Source organism: Shewanella sp. SP1S1-7 (assembly GCF_031932105.1).
GTDB lineage: Bacteria > Pseudomonadota > Gammaproteobacteria > Enterobacterales > Shewanellaceae > Shewanella > Shewanella baltica.
The window spans coordinates 36119-57242 of sequence record NZ_JAUOEU010000029.1; the positions used below are offsets into that span (position 1 = coordinate 36119).

Sequence of the window (21124 nt, forward strand, 5' to 3'; positions counted from 1 at the left end):
ACGCCGCACCGCCAATCTTAACTTAACTGAATTTTTGCAAAATAAATCATCGTTTTAGCTTTAGCGGCTCTGCTTGATTCATCAAGCAAATTCTGCGTATCTAGCGGTGAGTCAGCTAACTCATGGCTTGAGTAATAACTTACCCACAACTCATTTCCGTCAATCACAACGCCCGCATAACTGGTATCGCCCTTCGATGGCAGTGTCAGTAGTTCTTGAACAACGCCAGTATCAGGATGAATTTCAACTAAAGCCGTTCGAACTTGTTCATCGTATAAGCGCACCACAGCCAACAGGCGGGATTGATACATCAACATCACTGGCCCACCAATGCGCTTATCGAGTTCTTGCCATTGCCAATCGGTGAATGGCGCGCGACTGTGACCGAGTAAACCAACAAATTCAGGGCCCCAAACGGGATCGCGCCTCAAGAGACAAAAGCCGCTGTCTTGATCAAAAACAATGGCTGTTTCGTTGACATAACCTTGATTATTAAACACCTTTAGCCAAGTCTTGAACCGCACGCCATCATCACTCTTATACAACCGAGTGTCACCATCAGGTCCTGGGCGATAGCCCACACCATAGAGCGTATTTTGATGCTCGGTTAAACGCCATAACCAATAGCCCTTATCAGCTATCTTTAGCGCATCCGACCATACTCGCCCATCGGCTGAGCGCCAAAGATGTGATTGTATACCCGACTTATCATGTAAGGTCCCGCCACCGAGTAAAAGCAATTCCCCTTGATATTCAATCAGTTTACCGTCGCGTAAATCAGCCTCTTCCGAACGAATAAGTGCCACGCTCTGCCACGTCTCGCCGCCATCCACTGAACGTAGAATACGCAAAGCGCCATCGGGTGACACATGGGCAGTCCCTTCACGGAAAACACAAAAAAGTGCTTCCTGAAACGCGATTAAATCGGTAAACGCATTATGGGCAGCTTGCTCCCAAATCCGTCGCACTGAAATTAGCTTCATCCATTCACTCCTCAATCCAGCTGACTCTTGTTATAACATAGCTGCAAATAACAGAAAGCAAAAAGGCCGCTAAGCGGCCTTTTTCATTGGGATAAAACAACTTAGCTGCGCTGACGCGATGGCTTAGGTTTTCCCGAACCGGTTACTTTATGCTTACGTACGGCGCGGCGAATTTTAGCACTCTTCACCTGAGCACGGGCTACGCTGTGTTTATCGGCAGCAAGCATAGTGCGGGTTTCTGGTTCTAAACCTGCCAATTTACGCAAGTAGTTAACTTGCTCCATTGGCAATTCAACCCAGCCACCCCGTGGCAGTGATTTTGGCAATTCAACCATACCGTAACGGATACGGATCAAACGGCTCACTTGCACTTCTTGGGATTCCCACAGACGACGCACTTCGCGGTTACGACCTTCGCGTAAACACACATGCCACCACTGGTTCATGCCTTCGCCGCCCGCTGGCTTGATGCTATCAAACTGCGCAGGGCCGTCTTCTAACATTACGCCAGTACGCAAACGTTGCACTGTCGCTTCAGGGATTTCACCGAAGGTACGCACTGCGTATTCGCGGTCGACTTCGTTCGATGGATGCATTAAGCGGTTCGCTAATTCACCATCTGAGGTAAACAACAATAAACCTGAGGTGTTGATGTCTAAACGACCTACCGCAACCCAGCGTGAATCACGCACTTTAGGTAAGCGATCGAATACCGTTGGACGGCCTTCAGGATCTTTACGACTACAAATTTCGCCTTCAGGTTTATGGTATGCCAATACTCGACAGATCACGTCTTCGGCAGACTTTAACGAAATGGCTCTGCCATCGATACGCACTTTAGCATCGGCTTCAATCCGATCCCCAAGGCTAGCAATTTCACCATCAATACTAACTCGGCCTGCAGCAATCCATGCCTCCATCTCACGACGGGAGCCATGGCCTGCACGGGCCAAGACTTTCTGCAATTTTTCACTCATTAGTATTTTGCTCTTCTGACTGTTCCGGCGTTAATTTCACACTTGAAAAAACCGCCTGCAATGACTCAGTATCCGACAGCGGCGGTAAATCCGCTAAGGTGTCTAAGCCAAAATATGCTAAAAATTCTAAGGTAGTGGCATACAACGCGGGTCGCCCCGGTACTTCTTTATGGCCAACTACTTTAATCCAATGTCTATCTGACAAACTTTTTATGATGTGACTACTAATGGCCACACCGCGCACCTGTTCAATATCGCCGCGAGTCACAGGTTGACGATAAGCAATCACCGCCAAGGTTTCTAATGTCGCACGCGAATATTTAGGCGCCTTTTCTTGCCACAGGGGCTGCAAAAAAGGACTCAAGACGTCTAAGGTCTGGAAGCGATAACCACCAGCGACTTTCACAAGTTGCACACCTCTGTCTTGATAATCCTGCTGCAGCTCATCCAATGCAGCTTTTATTTTGTCTCTGGAAACCGTGAAATCCACCAATACAGTGTCTTTCAACATTTTCGCCGACAAGGGTTTCCCCAATACAAACAAACTCGCTTCAATAAGCTGTTTTAATTGAGTCGGATTTATCTGCATCAATTAATAGGCCTTAACGTAAATAGTTGAAAACGGTTCTGTTTGGTACAATTCAACCAATAATTCTTTGACTAATTCCATCAGTGCTAAGAAGGTCACGACCACGCCTGCACGGCCTTCTGCTACGGTAAATAAACGTTCAAATGCCGTAAAATCTTCCGAGTTCAGCATGGCTAAAATCTGGCTCATGCGCTCACGCGTCGATAACTGTTCACGCTTAACGTGATGATCTTCATTGGCATCGATACGTTTGAGCACATCGCCAAAGGCGCGGGCAATTTCAAACAACGAGACTTCTGGCGGGATCATTAACGGCTTAATGTCAGGTGCTGCCACCGCTTTGGCTTGAAACACATCCCGCTCGAGCCGCGGCAAATCATCGAGTTTTTGCGACGCTTCTTTAATCACTTCATAGGCTTTCAACTGACGGATCAATTGCGCCCGAGGATCTTCCTCAACCTCATCTTCAGCCACCATACGCGGCAGCAGCAAACGGGATTTAATCTCGGCAAGCGTTGCCGCCATCACTAAGTAATCGGCGGCAAGTTCAATTCGAGCCTGTGTCAGCAACGTAATATATTCTAAATACTGCGCGGTGATTTGCTGAATGGGTAAATCGACAACGTCTAATTTTTGCTTACGGATCAAATATAACAGTAAATCCAATGGGCCTTCAAAGGACTCAAGGAACACTTCCAATGCCTCCGGCGGAATAAACAAATCCAGCGGCATTTCGGTCATTGCCTGACCACGAATAACGGCTAAGGGTAAACTCTGTTGCGTGCCCTGCATCCGCTATCTTGCTCCGTTAACGCTGCGCTAGCCAACTTAGGCTAACGCCAAACGCGCGATTATACCTGTAAATCTGCGGCGATAAAACTGCCAAATGTTCACTGCCGCTCGCCGCATCGCTCACTCGCATCCACTACAGATAAATCTAATGCGCTGGATTTAGAGAAAAGGCGTGATATCACCCGCGCCTTCACGCAAAATTTCGGCGCCATCTTCAGACATATCAATCACTGTCGTCGGTTTTTCACCTAAATAACCGCCATGGATAATCACATCCACTTGATGCTCGAGCAAATCGCGAATTTGTTCAGGATCAGACTCGGCAAATTCTGCATTTGGCATCACCAAACTGGTCGACATCAGCGGCGCATCTAAGGCTTCAAGCAACGCCAGTGCGATCACATTGTCGGGCACGCGAATACCTATGGTCTTTTTCTTGTCATTTTGCAGACGACGTGGCACTTCTTTGGTCGCTTTAAAAATGAACGTATAAGGCCCAGGCGTGCAACTTTTTAGAATGCGATACGCCTGATTATCCACTTTGGCGTAGGTCGCAAGCTCGGATAAATCACGGCACATCAATGAAAAGTTATGATCGTTCTCGATTTGACGAATTCTCGCCATCCGCGTCATCGCATCTTTCTCACCAATCAAGCAGCCTAAGGCATAGCCCGAATCGGTGGGATAAACAATCACACCGCCCGCTTTTAAAGCGGCAACAGCTTGACTGATAAGGCGTGTTTGCGGATTTACTTCATGTACATAAAAAAACTGACTCATGGTCGTTCCACCCAAGATTCCGATTGCCAGACCCAATCAATACCTTGGGGCTGATACAGATTTTTTCCTAATTCGATCCAATTACTTGGAAAGTGAAAATCACTCCCTATCGATGCAAGCAATTGATTTTGTAAGCTCAAGGCCACAAGGTTGGCCCTGTCGTCTAATGTTTGCTGGCCAAGTACCACTTCCATGGCATCTCCACCCGCTTCTTTATATTCACGCACTAATCGCTTAAGCCACTTTGCCGATAACTTATAACCACTGGGATGCGCCAACACAGCTAATCCACCCGCGTTATGAATGATATCGATGGCGCTGGCCATATCACCCCAATTATTGGGGACATAACCGGTTTTACCGCGGGCAAGGTAGCGTTTAAACACGCTCGGCATATCCACAGCATGACCATTTTCAGCCATCCAACGGGCGTAATGTCCACGGCTCAATGCCGCTTCACCCGCCAACCCCTTGGCACCTTCGTAAGCACCTTCAATACCGGCCTTAGCTAATCTATGGCCAATTTCTTGAGCGCGTAATTCACGTAACTCACGCTGGTTTTCTAAAAATGCTAATAAGGCAGGATTATCCGCATCGAAGTTAAGCGCAACTATGTGAATATCATAACTGTTCCAGCGAGTAGAGATTTCTACGCCAGAGATCAATTTCAACGGTTCTGCTTGCGATAGATTAAAGGCACGGGCTTCGGGTAAACCTGCTACCGTGTCGTGGTCAGTAATCGCAAATAACTGCACGCCCTTTTCAAGGGCTCTAGCCACCAATTCAGACGGAGTTAACTGACCGTCGGATGCGGTCGTGTGGCTGTGCAGATCAGCCAATATGCTTTGAGTATTCATGGGGCTATTGTACGTGAATTTGTTAATAAATGCGCTGCTATCTCGCATTTTGTGGCTGTGTGACTTAAATTTTCTGCGTCATTAAAGTGAATAAATCGCAGAAAATGAAAAATATTCAATTGACATTCGACCCCGGCTAAGGTTTTCTATACACCAATTACTGAATTAGCGAGACCCTTTTGAATGACACACATTAATGCTTCATTAAACATCATTTGGTGGTGGCACTTCCCAACTTAGCGGGTGGTGTGAAGCTCTGTGCTCATTTGAAAGTGACCAGAATCAACAAGAAGCCCGCAGAAATGCGGGCTTTTTTGTTAGGTGCGAAAAATGTCGGCAGACTCGGGTAACAAGATTAAGAAAGCGAGATAACTCATGATGTTAAAGACATTTTATAAGGTAGCTGGAGTATGAACATGCCCAAACAGACATTCGCACGCTCAAGCACACTCAAGGCGGCATTAACCTACCACAGCGATCCACTGCGCTTGTATCAGCACATTACTCAAGATGCGCCCCATACTATGTTGCTGGAATCGGCCGAAATCGACAGTAAAGATCACTTAAAAAGCATGGTGATGACCCATGCCGCCATGATGATCCGCTGCGACGGTTATCAACTGACCTTTACCGCACTGACCGACAATGGCGCGAGCTTACTTACCCCAATCGAAACCTTCTTCAGCGCGAGCGGCGATCGTGCTGATATGAGTGCCAGTCTAGTCCGTGATAACTTGACCTTAGTGGTGACACTGCAAAAAGACACTAAGTTGCAGGATGAAGATGCACGCTTAAAATCTACCTCGCCACTCGATGGCCTGCGGATGTTTATCCAGCAAATTGATTGTGGCACTCATACTGACAGCCAAAGTAAACCCGCCTTTGAGGATCTGTTTTTAGGTGGCGTACTGGCCTACGACTTGATTGATACCGTCGAACCGCTGCCAGCCGTGCCGAACCGCGATAATGATTGCCCAGACTACTTATTCTACCTCGCAGAAACCTTAATCCTTATCGACCATAAACTGAAACAAGCCGACATCATTACCCATAATTTCAGTCGTGATTCCGCCCAGCATACCGCCATCACCGCAGCGCTGAGCGAGCGAGTTCAGCTGTTAAGTACTCAATGTAAAACCCTCGGTAATTCACCTGCCGATGTGCCGACACTGGTCGCCATCGACGCTACTGAGCAAGTCAATATTTCCGATGAGGTGTTCAAACAAACCGTTATCGATTTGAAAGAACACATTATTGCGGGCGATATTTTCCAAGTGGTGCCATCGCGTAGTTTTAGTTTACCTTGCCCGAATACCTTAGGGGCTTATCGCGCCCTGCGTCTAACTAACCCAAGCCCTTACATGTTTTATTTCAGGGGCCCAGATTTCACGCTTTTTGGTGCTTCACCAGAAAGCGCGCTTAAATACGAAGCCAGCAGCAATCAAGTCGAAGTCTACCCGATTGCCGGCACCCGCAAACGCGGTAAAACCGCCACGGGCGAGATTGATTTTGACTTAGACAGCCGCATTGAACTTGAACTGCGTTTAGATAAAAAAGAACTGTCAGAACACTTAATGTTGGTCGATTTAGCTCGCAACGATATCGCACGCATCAGCCAAAGCGGCAGCCGTAAAGTAGCTGAATTACTGAAAGTTGATCGCTATTCCCACGTGATGCACCTCGTCAGTCGCGTAACGGGTCAACTGCGCCAAGATTTAGATGCGCTGCATGCTTATCAGGCCTGTATGAATATGGGCACTTTAGTCGGCGCCCCAAAAGTGAGTGCATCACAATTGGTTCGCCAAGCGGAAAAAGCCCGCCGTGGCAGCTACGGCGGCGCTGTGGGCTACCTTAATGCCCTTGGTGATATGGACACCTGTATTGTGATCCGCTCCGCCTTTGTCAAAAATGGCACCGCCTTTATTCAAGCGGGCGCGGGTGTCGTGTTCGATTCGGATCCCCAAAGTGAGGCTGACGAAACCCGTCAAAAAGCCCAAGCCGTGATTTCGGCCATCAAAATGGGCGCTGGGCTGCTAGTCAATGAATCGCCAGTAAATGACGCGTCAGCTCAATCCACTTTTGTGAAATCCACTTCAGTACCATCTAAATAGGAGCCAAACATGAAACTCTATCTACTCGATAACTTTGACTCCTTTACCTACAACTTAGTGGATCAATTTCGCAGCCTTGGCTGTGAAGTGGTGATTTACCGCAACGATGTTGCCGCCGACTTTATCGCTGAAAAACTGCTTAACGAACAAGAACCCTCAGCCCTAGTGTTATCACCCGGTCCTGGTGCGCCCCATGAAGCAGGCTCTATGATGGCGCTTATCGCCAAAGTCGCCGGTAAAGTCCCTATGCTGGGCATCTGCCTTGGGCATCAAGCTATGGTGGAATATTACGGCGGCAAAGTGGCGCGCGCGCCTTTTGTGGTGCACGGCAAGGCAAGCCCAACCTTCCATGATGGTACTGGCGTATTTGCCGGTTTGCCCTCTCCCTTGCCCGTTGCCCGTTACCACAGTCTGGTCGCCACTCACGTGCCTGACTGCTTGCAAGTAATCGCAACGACTGACGCTATGCCGATGGCGATTCTGCACCCTGAGCACAGAGCCGTTGGCTTTCAGTTCCACCCTGAATCAATTCTGACGACGTTGGGCAGCACATTGCTCATTCAAACCTTAGCCTTTCTTACCCAAGACATGACAACAGGAGTAACCGCATGAGTACCAACCCTATTCAGCCTTTACTCGACGTTTTATACCAAGGTAAAAGTTTAAGCCGCGAGCAAACCGCCGAACTTTTTGGCGCGTTAATTCGCGGTGAGATGAGTGAAGCAGCGATGGCGGGAATGTTAGTTGCGCTGAAAATGCGCGGCGAGACCATTGATGAGATCAGCGGCGCCGCCGATGCCATGCGCGCCGCCGCCAAACCTTTTCCCTGCCCTGAGCGAAACAACAATCCGCTTTACAATGGCATAGTTGATATTGTTGGCACGGGTGGCGATGGCTTTAATACCATTAATATTTCCACCACTGCGGCCTTTGTTGCCGCGGCGGCAGGTGCTAAGGTCGCCAAACACGGCAATCGTAGCGTATCGAGTAAATCAGGGTCATCGGATCTTTTGGCGCAGTTTGGCATCGACTTAACTATGTCGCCAGAGACTGCCAGTCGTTGCCTCGACGCATTGAATTTGTGCTTTTTGTTTGCGCCCCACTACCATGGCGGGGTAAAACATGCGGTGCCCGTAAGACAAGCACTGAAAACGCGCACCTTATTCAATGTGTTAGGGCCGCTAATTAACCCCGCACGACCTGAATTTATGTTACTTGGCGTGTATAGCCCTGAGTTAGTCTTACCGATAGCGAAAGTATTAAAGGCGCTTGGCACAAAACGCGCTATGGTAGTGCACGGCAGCGGTTTAGATGAAGTCGCGCTGCACGGCAACACCCAAGTTGCTGAGTTAAAAGACGGCGACATCATAGAGTATCAACTCACGCCCGCCGATTTAGGTGTGCCTTTAGCGCAGATAACAGACTTAGAAGGTGGCGAGCCCGCGCAGAATGCCTTGATTACCGAGGCGATTTTAAAAGGCAACGGTACTGAAGCACATGCCAATGCGGTCGCCATCAATGCCGGTTGTGCTTTATATGTCTGTGGAATTGCTGATTCAGTCAAAGCCGGAACCTTACTTGCTCTCGCTACCATTCAAAGCGGCAAAGCCTTTGAATTGTTAAGCCAGCTCGCAAAAGTCAGCGGTGAAGCCCATGTCAACGGTCAAGAAAGAGGAAAATAAGCGAATGTCTCAAGTAGAATTGACTCCAACAGCAATGACTCAAGACCTGCGTACTCAGCCAGAGGCAGCCACAAACGCTATGCCAAAAAGTAATGTGTTAACCCGTATCGTCGATACCAAAGCGGCCCATATTGCCGCCCTGAAGCTGCGTTTCCCTGAGGCGAGCCTATCGCCAAAAATCTCTGACCGCAGTTTATTTGCCGCACTCAAGGCACCCAAGGCGGGTTACATTTTAGAATGCAAAAAAGCCAGTCCATCCAAAGGACTTATCCGCGATGTGTTTAATGTAGAAGCCATTGCCGATATTTACGGTAAATATGCGGCGGGCATTTCGGTATTAACCGACGAGCAATTTTTCCAAGGGGATATGGACTATATCCCTAAGGTGCGCGCTCGGGTCAACCAACCAATTCTGTGCAAAGATTTTTTTGTGGACAAATACCAAATCAAACTCGCCGCCCACCAAGGCGCCGATGCGATTCTGTTGATGCTGTCCGTGCTTGATGATGAACAATATCAAGGTCTAGCGAAAGAAGCCGCTAAGTATCAACTCGATGTACTGACCGAAGTCAGTAACGAAGAAGAACTTAAGCGCGCCATCGCATTAGATGCGCCGATTATTGGCATCAACAACCGTAACTTAAGGGATTTAAGTACCGATCTCGCCACCACAGAAGCCTTAGCGCCACACATTGGCAGCGACCGCGTGGTGATCAGCGAATCTGGCATCTACAACAATGAGCAAGTACGTCGCCTAAGTCCGCTGGTTGATGGCTTCCTTGTCGGCAGCTCGATTATGGCTGAGGCTGATATCGACTTGGCCTGCCGTAAATTGATCTTCGGTCACAATAAAGTCTGCGGCCTCACCCGTGTGGAAGATATTCGCGCCGCGGCAACAGCAGGCGCTGTCTATGGCGGACTGATTTTTGCTGAAAAATCCCCACGCGCGTTAACCCTTAATGCCGCAGAACAACTACTCAAGGAGTACCGTGCATCCGATGCCCCCGCCATTGAATTTGTCGGCGTGTTTGTTAATGCCGCGCCAAGCACCATCACCGATATCGCTGCCAGTTTGCAGTTATCTGCCGTACAGCTGCACGGCACGGAAACTGAACTTGAAATCGCACAGCTCGCCGAGCGACTTGAGCAAGCGGGACTCACCACCCAAATTTGGAAAGCCGTCAGCGTCGATGCGCAAACGGGTGAACTTGGCAACTTGCCTCTGGGAGCATCGCGATATCTCTTTGATAGTAAAACGGCAGGTCAATTTGGCGGCTCAGGCCAAGCCTTTAATTGGCAAAATATTGATGTGAAGTCCTTAGGCCAGCAAAAGGCCCATGCCATATTGGCGGGCGGACTCAACGCCGACAATGCGGCAAGTGCCAATGCCCAAGGATTTTACGGTTTAGATTTTAATTCTGGCCTAGAAACCGCCGCAGGAATTAAATCGGCGCAACTGATCCAAACGGCTTTTACCCATTTACGTCTCTAGCCTATCGCGCTAAGCAAGAAGCCCTAGATGCAGTTGGTGCTCGACAAGCGTGATGCTCAACAAAAAATATGAACCTATTAATGCCAGTGACCAAATAGATAACGGCTCAGTTAACGCGTTTAATACCAAGACGCGGTTAGCCCCATCAAGCCACTGACAAAATGATTGATAAGATAAGGAAAAAGGTATGTCCAAGTTAAAGCTTAACCCTTATTTCGGCGAATACGGCGGCATGTATGTGCCACAGATTTTAGTGCCAGCCCTTAAGCAATTAGAAACTGCCTTTGTGGAAGCGCAGGAAGATGACGACTTTAAAGCCGAATTTACCGATTTACTGAAAAACTACGCGGGTCGCCCAACAGCACTGACCTTAACCCGCAATTTAAGCCCCAATCCTATGGTGAAAATCTACCTTAAACGGGAAGATTTACTCCACGGTGGCGCACATAAAACTAACCAAGTGTTAGGCCAAGCTCTGCTTGCTAAACGCATGGGTAAAAAGGAAATTATTGCAGAAACCGGTGCAGGACAACACGGCGTTGCCACCGCTCTTGCCTGCGCGCTATTAGGCTTGAAATGTAAAGTCTATATGGGCGCGAAAGACGTTGCGCGCCAATCACCTAACGTATTTAGAATGCGGTTGATGGGCGCGGAAGTCATTCCTGTCACCTCAGGTTCTGCCACCTTAAAAGATGCCTGTAATGAAGCGATGCGCGACTGGTCTGGCAGCTACGAAAAGGCCCACTATTTGCTCGGCACGGCCGCGGGGCCACATCCGTTCCCAACCATAGTGCGTGAATTCCAACGCATTATTGGCGAAGAAACCAAAAAGCAAATGCTGGAACGCGAAGGTCGCCTACCTGATGCGGTTATCGCCTGTGTGGGCGGCGGTTCCAACGCCATCGGCATGTTTGCTGACTTTATCGACGAGCCAAGTGTCGAACTGATTGGCGTCGAACCTGCGGGTAAAGGCATAGACACGCCAATGCACGGCGCGCCGCTTAAACACGGTAAGACAGGGATTTTCTTCGGTATGAAAGCGCCTTTGATGCAAGATAGCGAAGGCCAAATCGAAGAATCCTATTCAATTTCAGCTGGATTGGACTTCCCATCCGTTGGCCCGCAGCACGCGCATCTTAATGCCACAGGCCGCGCCCGTTATGAATCCGCCACCGACGATGAAGCGTTAGAAGCCTTCCAACAACTGGCTCGCTGTGAAGGGATTATCCCCGCATTGGAATCGGCACATGCTATCGCCTATGCCGTGAAAATGGCGCGCGAGTGCACCAAAGAAACCATTTTAGTGGTCAATCTTTCCGGTCGTGGCGACAAAGATATTTTCACCGTTTCTGACATTTTGAATGGTAAAGAGGAATAATAAACATGAGTGACACGTCTACCAACACTGGCCGTTACCAAGCCACCTTTGCCAAACTCAAAGCCGAAGGTCGTGGCGCTTTTGTCCCATTCGTCACTCTTGGTGATCCTAGCCCTGAGTTATCGCTGAAAATTATCGATACCTTAGTGCAAAACGGTGCCGATGCCTTAGAACTGGGCTTTCCGTTTTCCGATCCCTTGGCCGATGGCCCTGTGATCCAAGGTGCTAACCTGCGTTCTTTAGCGGCGGGCACGACTCCAACGGCGTGTTTTGAATTACTGGCGCAAGTGCGTGCTAAATATCCTGAACTGCCAATCGGTTTGCTGCTGTATGCGAACTTGGTGTTTGCTAATGGCATAGATGCGTTTTACGCCAAAGCGCAGCAAGCGGGTGTGGATTCAGTGCTTATTGCCGACGTACCCGTGGAAGAATCGGCGCCCTTTAGCGAAGCCGCTAAAGCCCATGGTATCGCACCCATTTTTATCGCGCCGCCCAATGCCGACAGTGAAACCCTTGCACTGGTTAGCGCCAGCGGCGAAGGTTACACCTATCTCTTATCCCGCGCAGGGGTGACAGGCACAGACACTAAAGCTGGCGTTCCGGTGGAAGAAATTCTATCCAAATTGAAAACTTTTAATGCGCCGCCACCGCTACTCGGCTTTGGCATTGCCGAACCCGCTCAAGTAACCGCCGCCATCAAAGCAGGCGCTGCAGGGGCAATTTCTGGCTCTGCCGTTGTGAAGATCATCGAAACCCACCAGCACGATGAAGCTAAGCTACTGGCGACACTTGGCGATTTTACTCGCGCCATGAAAGCGGCGACCTAAGTTAATCAAGATTTCAATCACTGAGATAAATTACTGATTGAAATTGATAAACTAAGTCACTGATTTAAATTGATAGCCTAAATCGCTAGTGCTTAAGACGCGATGAAAGAGAAAAATCAACAGAATAAGTGGGGCACATTCGCAGCCTCACTTATTTTGCTTTAGATTGACCGACTCCTATGTTTACCCAGCCTTGCTCACCTCACTGTTGGTGTTCTCTTACGGCTCTTATCTTTATCAACAATCACGCCTCCCCCCCCTACCGTGACAAGAAATCAAACTGATAGCTTAGCGGTTATTTAGTCGCAGTTATTTAGTCACAGTTCCTCGGTAGCATGTCTGTATCGAAATGAAATGGACTTTATATGCAGTATCGGATCTATATTCTCGAGCTAACTCCATGTGGCAATGGTGTTGAAGGTGAAGTCGCAGGCAAATGCGACAATGGCGCGCCGATTTGGTTTTATTACCAAGGCAGCGATCAACTGGCAAAAATGCGCTTTCCGGTTAACCAATGGGTGACGGTTGAATTACTCGGCCGACTAGCAAGTGTTCAAGTTGACATCATTGAGCAAGCTCCACGCCTACCAATTCAATTGAACTTTGAAACTTCAGGACAAATCGTCGACATCAGCCAAACACCCGAAGATACGATTTACCTGTCGCACTCAAACCTTGCACTCCCCTTTGATACTGAACTGGGCAAATCCCCTATTTCGCTCGGTCACTGGGTCCATGTGACGGGCGAGCTTTGGGTAACAAATGGAATGAATTGAGTCTTGATCCCTGCGCTAACTGTGAACGTACAGATAGGCGAGCTTGGGCTTTAATGATTGCGCTTTATCGGTGCAATACCTAGAATGTCGCCGCGCGGGCTAAACTTCATCAATCGCTTAAATACCTTGCTTTCGCTATTGAACCCAATGGGAAGAGCAAATGAAGTCGATAACGCAATTGACTGTGTTAGCCTGTGACAAATCATTCGCCTGATACATCTCCAATAGAGGATCCGATGACCATTTCCAAATCTTTGCCCGATGACAAACCTCGTACTTTTTTGGGCACGCCTAAATTACCAGCCAAGTATGCCACGGTTGTAATGCCCTTTTTCCTTTCTATTCTCATGAGTTGTATCGTTTCTGGGATCAGTACTTTCAATGGCGTTGGCGCTTCACCGCAGTTTATCGAACTCTGGCTCGGTGCTTGGCTTATCTCATGGGTGGTCGCCTTCCCGACATTACTGATGGTGTTGCCATTAGTGCGTAAAATTACCGGACACTTTGTCGATTTACGCTAGTTTTACGATTTAGCTTTTCGAACTCGCATTCTGAGTTAACAGCCACATTTCAAAGCCGTATTAGGACGGCTTTAGCTTAAGTTCATGCCCTTAATAAACGCGCACTGCCGCTATCCATACCGAGATAACCGCCCTATTTACAGTTCCAGCCAATAGCAGTTTTAAGCGAATAGCTCTCTGAGAAAATACCAAGCTAAGCGAATACATCTGGGGGCAATGCCTCTGAACTCATTCATCAAAACCAATAAATCTGGACCAATGCATCTGAGCCAATCCATTTAAACTTAACCCACACCCGACTCATTTTACCCAGTGCCTTGAGCGAGGCTCCAGCCTGCGCTTTACAATGGATTTACACTGACTGTTTAGCGGCACCTATCCCCATTGGACTCAGCCGACATTGCCGCAATCTAAATCAATTCCCCTCGATTAATAAACCAACACAAATATCGATATAACCACTTGTATTTATAGATATAAAAGTCAAATTACTCGTAATCAACTCGATTATACACCCCTTAAGTTTAGCCTTTTTGCCAGCCAATTATCTTGCCGTCACATACGTTATTAACCGTACTTAGCCCGCTTATCCGTAAGTTAAAAGTATTAACCCTCACCACCTCCTAAATGAGAATGGTTTGCATTTGAATATTTTCACGTGCTAATTTACTCGCCGTTGTCGGGACAGAGGCAGCAGGAAAAATGGCCTAAGGACTGCGCTAAACATAGCGAATTAACCACAGCAAGATAGATAGCTAAACAGGCTATTTTGACAGCCGCATTAACTTGGTTTGCGTCCTTAGGTAACTGATTACTGGATCGGCAACACGCAACAGCATGCTGCCAAAGGAGGCGTAAGTGACTACTCAACAAAGGGAAATGGATCGCGAAATCTTTGATCTACTCGGCATCGGCATTGGCCCATTCAATCTTGGTCTCGCCGCCTTATCAGAACCTATCGACGGCTTTAACTGCTTATTTTTAGATGCTAAAACCAGCTTTGACTGGCATCCAGGCATGCTACTCAAATCCTCGAGACTGCAAACCCCCTTTATGTCAGATCTAGTGACTATGGCCGATCCCACCAGCCGTTACAGTTACCTTAATTTTGCCAAAAAGACGGGTAGACTTTATCCCTTTTACATTCGTGAGAATTTCTTTTTACCTCGCCACGAATACAACTTGTACTGCCAATGGGTAAGCCAACAACTCAGCAATCTAAAATTTGGTTTTAAGGTCACTCAAGTGGATTACAACGCCGGTGAAGGTATTTATCGAGTCACAGGTTTTGATAGACGCAGTGGCAAAACCCATACCTATCAATGCCGAAAGCTAGTGTTAGGCACAGGAACAGAGCCTTATCTGCCAAAGGATTGCCCCATTCAAGATGCGCGGGTCATGCATACAGCCAGCTATATGCAGCAAAAAACCTACCTGCAGAGTCAGAGTGCCATCACTGTAATTGGCAGTGGTCAAAGTGCGGCGGAAGTGTTTTACGATCTACTGCAAGACATTGATACCTATGGCTATCAACTCAATTGGATGACACGGTCAGCACGTTTCTATCCCTTGGAATACACTAAGCTGACGTTGGAGATGACCTCGCCAGATTATGTCGATTACTTCCACGAATTAGCACCGGAAAAACGCTGTGCTTTGATTGCCAGTCAAAAATCGCTCTACAAGGGCATTAATGCAGAGCTTATCAACGACATCTATGACTTGTTATATCAAAAGCGCTTGATTGCGGATTTCCAGTGCCAATTGATGACCAATGTGGCGTTAACCCGTATTCAAACTGACCCAGATGCACTCAAATTACATTTCCAGCATCAAGAGCAAAATACCCCTTTGAGCCAAACCACGGGTGCAGTGGTGTTAGGCACTGGCTATCACTACCGTTTACCTGAATTTATCAAAGAGATAAAGCAACAGATCGAGTTCGATGATGCGGGACAACTCAGCGTGCAACGCGACTACAGCATAGATATTCGCGGGGATATTTTTGTCCAAAATGTCGGTTTACATACCCATGGAATAAGTTCCCCGGATCTGGGTATGGGCTGTTATCGCAACGGCATCATCTTAAAGGCCGTGCTTGGTTATGCGCCCTACCATATTGAAGAACATATCGCCTTTCAAACCTTCGATCCGGCCAAACTTGCCAAGCATCAGCCCTGCGGCAGCAATGCAATTATTAACCCTAAACATTTCCCTAAGACGTCGCCGCACAACAATAACGCTGATGCATCGCCGCATCTCTACCCAACCCAAACACCGACTTCGAGTATGAGCGCAGGCGCGGGAACCAAGATGTCGGTCTTGATGGCGCCAAACAAGGAGGCGCAATAATGGCGAGTCATTTCAGTGACCATTGTTTAACGCAGCTAGGTTTAACGCAGCTAGGTTTAACGCAGCTATCAGCGATGACAAGTATCAATGGTTTCCAGTTCAGAGCGTTAGATCTTAAGCAAGACACACCAACACTCCAGTCTTGGTTTAACCAAGAGTACGCGCAGTTTTGGGGCATGCAAGGCTTGAGTCTCACCGCCATAGAGAACCTTATGGTAACCACGCAGCACAAGTTTGCCTTGATAGGTGAGTGGCAGGGCAAAGCGCTCTTTATGGCGGAGCTCTACGATCCCGCCCACGATGAAATCGGTCACCACTATCCTGTTGCGAAGGGGGATTGCGGTATGCACCTGATTATCGCGCCGCCCGATGGCCGCCCAATCAGCGGCTTATCTTTCAAAGTGATGGATGCGATAGCGCAGCTTGTGCTTGAAAAATTGGCCTTTAGCCGCCTTGTGGTTGAACCCGATCAACTCAATGGCAAAATTCATCGCTTAAATAGCCGAGTGGGCATTCGCTATGAAAAAGCAATTCAATTAAGTACTAAAGCAGCTTACCTCGGATTTTGTACCGCGGCCGATCGTCTGCTGGCATCGAACACGCCCTCTTCGACGGGCTTAGCCCAGACAAGCTCAGTGCTGCCAAGCTCGTTCAAAGCACCCGCAACCTCCCCCATAACATTTTCGACTCTTTAGGTGAATTAGATGAACTTACCCACAAAAGCCTTATTAATAAATCCATTGCCAACGCAGGATCATCCAACTCATGCAGCGGCTCAACTCGAGCCAACACTGTCGTCAACCTCGACTTCTATGCCAGAGCATTTGACCCCCGCCTATTGGCAAGCGGCTAATCGGCATTTAGTGAAGAAAATCCTCTGCGAATTCACCCACGAGAAGCTCATTACACCGACGCTATACGGGCAAAAAGCAGGGCTTAACCACTATGAACTGCGGCTCAAAGACAGCACTTACTATTTTAGTGCACGGCACTATCAGCTAGATCATCTCGCGATTGATGCCGATTCCATCCGCGTTTCAGTCGCAGGACAAGAGCAAATTCTCGATGCGATGTCGCTGATCATTTCCCTTAAAAATGACTTAGGGATCAGCGAAACCTTACTGCCTACCTATTTAGAGGAAATCACTAGCACGCTTTATAGCAAGGCGTACAAGTTAGCGTATCAGGCGATCCCCGCCGCCACGCTGGCGCGAGCCGATTATCAGAGCATAGAAGCGGGTATGACTGAAGGCCATCCGGTGTTTATTGCCAATAACGGCCGTATTGGCTTCGATATGCAGGATTACCGTCAATTTGCCCCAGAAAGCGCCGCGCCAATGCAGTTAGTCTGGCTTGGGGTGCGCAAGAGCAAGACCACGTTTGCCGCCCTCGAAAACTTGAATCACGACGCGTTATTAAAAGCAGAGCTCGGTCAGCAGTTCGATGATTTTCAGCAGCATCTTAAAACCCAGCAGCATGATCCGCAGGACTTCTACTTTATGCCAGTGCATCCTTGGCAGTGGCGTGAAAAAATCGCCCGCGTCTTTGCCGGCGACATAGCCCGCGGCGATCTGGTTTATCTTGGTGAAGGCAATGAGCAATACCAAGTGCAGCAATCGATACGCACTTTCTTCAACCTTGCATCGCCGCAAAAGTGCTACGTCAAAACCGCGCTTTCTATCCTAAATATGGGCTTTATGCGTGGTCTATCGCCCCTTTACATGAGCTGCACACCACAAATTAATGCGTGGGTGGCGAACTTGGTTGAGAGCGACCCTTACTTTGCCCAACAAGGCTTTGTGATCCTGAAGGAAATTGCCGCCATAGGATATCACCACCATTATTACGAGCAAGCGCTCACCCAAGATAGCGCCTACAAAAAAATGCTCTCGGCCCTGTGGCGCGAAAGCCCACTGCCGCACATTGCGCCTAAGCAAAATTTGATGACCATGGCTGCCCTACTGCACACGGATCATGAAGATAAAGCGCTGATTGCAGCCTTGATAACGGCCTCAGGCTTAGCTGCAAAGGATTGGGTCAGTCGCTACTTAAACCTGTATTTATCGCCGCTGTTACATGCGTTTTTTGCCTACGATCTGGTCTTTATGCCACACGGGGAAAACCTGATCTTAGTGCTCGATGAATATGTGCCAGTCAAGATTTTAATGAAAGACATAGGCGAAGAAGTCGCGGTACTCAATGGCGCGAAGCCGCTACCTGATGATGTAAAACGCCTGGCGGTAAGCCTTGAAGAAGAGATGAAGCTTAACTACATCTTACTGGATATTTTTGACTGTATTTTCCGCTATTTAGCACCGCTGCTCGATGAGCAAACCAGCGTCAGTGAAAGCCAATTCTGGGAGTTAGTGGCGGACAATGTACGTGACTACCAAGCCCAGCATCCACATTTGGCCGACAAGTTTGCCCAATACGATCTGTTTAAGGACAGCTTTGTACGTACGTGCCTCAATCGTATCCAATTGAATAATAATCAACAAATGATAGACCTCGCCGACAGGGAGAAAAACCTGCGTTTCGCCGGTGACATCGACAATCCCTTGGCGGCCTTTAGACAAAGCCATGCCTTTAAGCGTCCCAAACTTGGCAGCGCTGAGCCGAAAACACGTTAACACGCAGCTCAGACCTGAAACTTTACGAAACGTTTGTGTGGGCTACTAACTGGCCCACTTTATTTAAACCCAACCTAAACGGAATTAAAGATCAACATTATGAAGACTTTTCCTCTCTCCAGCATCGCACTCGTCTGTCGGCAAGCCCTCGTTAACCCGAAGCTATTGCTGTGCTCAGCCATGTTAGCCACGGTTCCCCATGCCACAGCTGACACTGTCGATGCGGATAGTAAAACTAAAAAGCACCAGAAAGAAATTGAAGTCATCAATGTCATTGGCGCTAAGGATTTACACGACAACCGTTATAAAACCCAAGCGATGAACACGGCAACTGGGCTCGATTTATCCTATCTAGAAACGCCGCAGTCGGTCACTTCTATCACCCGCCAGATGATGAACGATCAACAGCTTAATAGTGTCATTGATGCCATGACCAGCGTCGCGGGGATCAATGCCCGCCCAATGGATAACGACAGATACAGTATTAGTGCCCGCGGCATTGCCGTGACCAGTATTTTGTACGATGGTGTGCCAACCACCTACGATACCCGCTTCAACTATGGAGATAATCTGATCGACACCGCCATCTACGAGCGAGTAGAAGTGGTACGCGGCGCGACTGGCCTCATGACGGGAGCTGGTAACCCCTCGGCGGCCATTAACCTTATCCGTAAACGCCCGACTCAAGAGTTTATGGGCAACACCTCGTTAAGTGTGGGCTCATGGAATAATGTGCGTGGTATGGTCGATGTTTCCAGCGGCTTAAATGATTCGGGTTCTGTGCGCGGTCGCGTGGTGGCCGCCTATCAGGATAAAGATTCATTCCAAGACAGGTACGAGCAACAGCGCACAACGCTATACGGCATAGTCGAAACCGATATTGGCGATAGCACCTTATTCACCCTTGGTGTCGATTACCAAGATGCTACGCCGAGCGGCACTATGTCGGGCGGTTTACCGCTATTTTACAGCGATGGCAGTCGCACTAATTATGATCGTGCCACTTCAACGGCGCCCGATTGGGGCTCGGCGCATACCCAAGGCCTCAACACCTTTGCGAGTCTCGAACACAGATTAGATAACGGTTGGAACCTAAAAGGGACTTACACCTACGGCGATAACTCATTGGAGTTCGATGTACTATGGGCCACGGGATATCCAGATCCTGTAACCAATATCGGCGCCACTGCAGGCTCTATCGCCTATGTCGACGGCAGTCGCACCCAACACAATGTGGATTTGCGCGCCGAAGGACAATACCAACTCTTTGGATTAGAACATCAATTGATGTTTGGCTGGAATGGCCAACGCCAAGAGTTCGCCAATCCCTACTATTATCCCACTGCGGCAGTACCGCCTTTGGGGGATTTTCGCGATCCGAACTTCCAATATCCAAAACCTCAATGGAAGGAAACCTATACCACGGGTTCATTTGGCGAAACCAAACAGAGTGCAGCCTATGTAGCGACTCAGCTTAATCTCAGCGACGCTTTAGCTGTCATCGTCGGATTACGCCTCAATGAGTGGGAAACCGACCAAGATAATTTTGGCAGCCGTTACGATTTCAACATCAGCAACGAACTCACCACTTACTTCGGCCTCACCTACGCCCTGACCGAGCAATATTCGCTCTATGCCAGTTATACGGATATTTTTGCACCGCAAACTAAGCAAAAAATCGATAAAAGCTATCTAGATCCGGTCAAAGGGAAAAACTACGAAGGCGGGATTAAGGCGAGCCTGTTCGATGAGGCTTTAGATATGTCGCTGTCGGTGTTTGAGATCAGACAAGACAATGTCGGAGTCAGCACTGGCGATGTGATCCCAGGAACAACAACGCAAGTGTATGAAGGCGTAAACGGTACAAAAACACAGGGATTCGAATTTGAATCGACGGGTAAAATCACTGATGACTGGAATCTTTACTTAGGTTACACCCAGTTCACTAGCGAAGATCCTGAAGGCAAACGTATCAGTACCACGTCACCACGTCAGCAGTTAAAACTCTTCACCACTTATACCTTTGGCGGTGATTGGCATAAATTGCAAATAGGTGCGGGGGTTAACTGGCAGAGCCGCGTCTACCAAACGATTAATTCGCCACTTGGCAAAGTCGAAGTAGAGCAAGGCTCTTACGCACTAGCGAGTCTAATGGCGAGTTACGCCTTCACCGAGCAACTTAAACTCAGCGCAAACCTGCACAACGCCTTAGATAAAAGCTACTACAGCCAAGTCGGTCAATATAGTCAATTCCAATACGGTACGCCGCGCAGTGCCAGCTTAACCTTGGACTATCGCTTCTAAGTCAGACTTTTATTGAGATAGTTCGAAAACCCTTGTGAGCCCAAATCTTGGGCCCACAAGGTCCTCATCTATT

18 protein-coding genes and 1 other annotated feature are annotated in these 21124 nt (G+C 48.4%); of the genes, 12 read left to right on the top strand and 6 right to left on the bottom strand.

Features of this window, described 5'->3' with window-relative positions; all coding sequences use genetic code 11:
* Positions 1–17: 17 nt before the first annotated feature.
* From Q4Q49_RS18245 to rnm, 6 genes are all read right to left on the bottom strand, one after another.
* A complete protein-coding gene (locus Q4Q49_RS18245; protein WP_312000050.1) occupies positions 18–983 on the bottom strand; it encodes an exo-alpha-sialidase in 966 nt (321 codons plus the stop codon).
* 101 nt (positions 984–1084) lie between these two features.
* On the bottom strand, positions 1085–1960 hold the full coding sequence (rluB, locus tag Q4Q49_RS18250) for a 23S rRNA pseudouridine(2605) synthase RluB (protein WP_011847141.1): 876 nt from the start codon (positions 1958–1960) through the stop codon (positions 1085–1087).
* The gene (scpB, locus tag Q4Q49_RS18255) at positions 1953–2549 is read right to left on the bottom strand and encodes an SMC-Scp complex subunit ScpB (protein ID WP_011847142.1); all 597 of its coding nucleotides are present in this window, start codon (positions 2547–2549) and stop codon (positions 1953–1955) included. The genes rluB and scpB overlap by 8 nt, the downstream gene beginning before the upstream one ends.
* A 3-nt stretch (positions 2550–2552) precedes the next feature.
* Complete coding sequence (locus Q4Q49_RS18260) at positions 2553–3341, bottom strand: ScpA family protein (RefSeq protein WP_011847143.1); 789 nt, start codon at positions 3339–3341, stop codon at positions 2553–2555.
* 159 nt (positions 3342–3500) lie between these two features.
* Positions 3501–4121: an L-threonylcarbamoyladenylate synthase gene (locus Q4Q49_RS18265; RefSeq protein WP_006082184.1), complete on the bottom strand. Its 621-nt coding sequence runs from the start codon at positions 4119–4121 to the stop codon at positions 3501–3503.
* Positions 4118–4978 carry an RNase RNM gene (gene rnm, locus Q4Q49_RS18270; RefSeq protein ID WP_311988639.1) on the bottom strand — a complete coding sequence of 287 codons (861 nt, stop codon included), beginning with the start codon at positions 4976–4978 and terminating at the stop codon, positions 4118–4120. Before rnm ends, Q4Q49_RS18265 begins: the two co-directional genes overlap by 4 nt.
* Before the next feature lie 210 nt (positions 4979–5188).
* Positions 5189–5296 (top strand) — a sequence feature (Trp leader region).
* A gap of 98 nt (positions 5297–5394) precedes the next feature.
* On the opposite strand from rnm, the gene Q4Q49_RS18275 reads away from it, so the two are divergent.
* The 12 genes from Q4Q49_RS18275 (at position 5395) to Q4Q49_RS18330 (ending at position 21051) form a co-directional block, all read left to right on the top strand.
* Positions 5395–7089 carry an anthranilate synthase component 1 gene (locus tag Q4Q49_RS18275; RefSeq protein WP_268650544.1) on the top strand — a complete coding sequence of 565 codons (1695 nt, stop codon included), beginning with the start codon at positions 5395–5397 and terminating at the stop codon, positions 7087–7089.
* A gap of 9 nt (positions 7090–7098) precedes the next feature.
* Positions 7099–7701, top strand: a complete 603-nt coding sequence (locus Q4Q49_RS18280) for an aminodeoxychorismate/anthranilate synthase component II (RefSeq protein ID WP_268650543.1) — start codon at positions 7099–7101, stop codon at positions 7699–7701.
* Positions 7698–8771, top strand: coding sequence for an anthranilate phosphoribosyltransferase (gene trpD, locus Q4Q49_RS18285; RefSeq protein ID WP_268650542.1), 1074 nt, complete (start codon positions 7698–7700; stop codon positions 8769–8771). The genes Q4Q49_RS18280 and trpD overlap by 4 nt, the downstream gene beginning before the upstream one ends.
* Positions 8772–8775: 4 nt before the next feature.
* On the top strand, positions 8776–10263 hold the full coding sequence (trpCF, locus tag Q4Q49_RS18290; RefSeq protein WP_268650541.1) for a bifunctional indole-3-glycerol-phosphate synthase TrpC/phosphoribosylanthranilate isomerase TrpF: 1488 nt from the start codon (positions 8776–8778) through the stop codon (positions 10261–10263).
* A 187-nt stretch (positions 10264–10450) separates the two neighbouring features.
* Entirely contained in the window at positions 10451–11641 is a 1191-nt protein-coding gene (trpB, locus tag Q4Q49_RS18295) for a tryptophan synthase subunit beta (protein WP_063884781.1), read from the top strand.
* A 5-nt stretch (positions 11642–11646) separates the two neighbouring features.
* The gene (trpA, locus tag Q4Q49_RS18300) at positions 11647–12468 is read left to right on the top strand and encodes a tryptophan synthase subunit alpha (RefSeq protein WP_226059971.1); all 822 of its coding nucleotides are present in this window, start codon (positions 11647–11649) and stop codon (positions 12466–12468) included.
* Between the two features lie 365 nt (positions 12469–12833).
* Positions 12834–13244, top strand: a complete 411-nt coding sequence (locus tag Q4Q49_RS18305) for a glycerate kinase (protein WP_311891401.1) — start codon at positions 12834–12836, stop codon at positions 13242–13244.
* Positions 13245–13480: 236 nt separating this feature from the next.
* Positions 13481–13765 (top strand): DUF2798 domain-containing protein, encoded by a 285-nt coding sequence (locus Q4Q49_RS18310; protein WP_006082193.1) that lies wholly within the window; start codon positions 13481–13483, stop codon positions 13763–13765.
* Between the two features lie 858 nt (positions 13766–14623).
* Entirely contained in the window at positions 14624–16117 is a 1494-nt protein-coding gene (locus Q4Q49_RS18315) for a SidA/IucD/PvdA family monooxygenase (protein WP_312000051.1), read from the top strand.
* On the top strand, positions 16117–16812 hold the full coding sequence (locus Q4Q49_RS18320) for a GNAT family N-acetyltransferase (protein ID WP_312000052.1): 696 nt from the start codon (positions 16117–16119) through the stop codon (positions 16810–16812). Before Q4Q49_RS18315 ends, Q4Q49_RS18320 begins: the two co-directional genes overlap by 1 nt.
* Positions 16813–16821: 9 nt before the next feature.
* Positions 16822–18747, top strand: coding sequence for an IucA/IucC family siderophore biosynthesis protein (locus tag Q4Q49_RS18325; protein WP_312000053.1), 1926 nt, complete (start codon positions 16822–16824; stop codon positions 18745–18747).
* Between the two features lie 99 nt (positions 18748–18846).
* On the top strand, positions 18847–21051 hold the full coding sequence (locus Q4Q49_RS18330; RefSeq protein ID WP_312000054.1) for a TonB-dependent siderophore receptor: 2205 nt from the start codon (positions 18847–18849) through the stop codon (positions 21049–21051).
* The last annotated feature ends 73 nt before the right edge of the window (positions 21052–21124 follow it).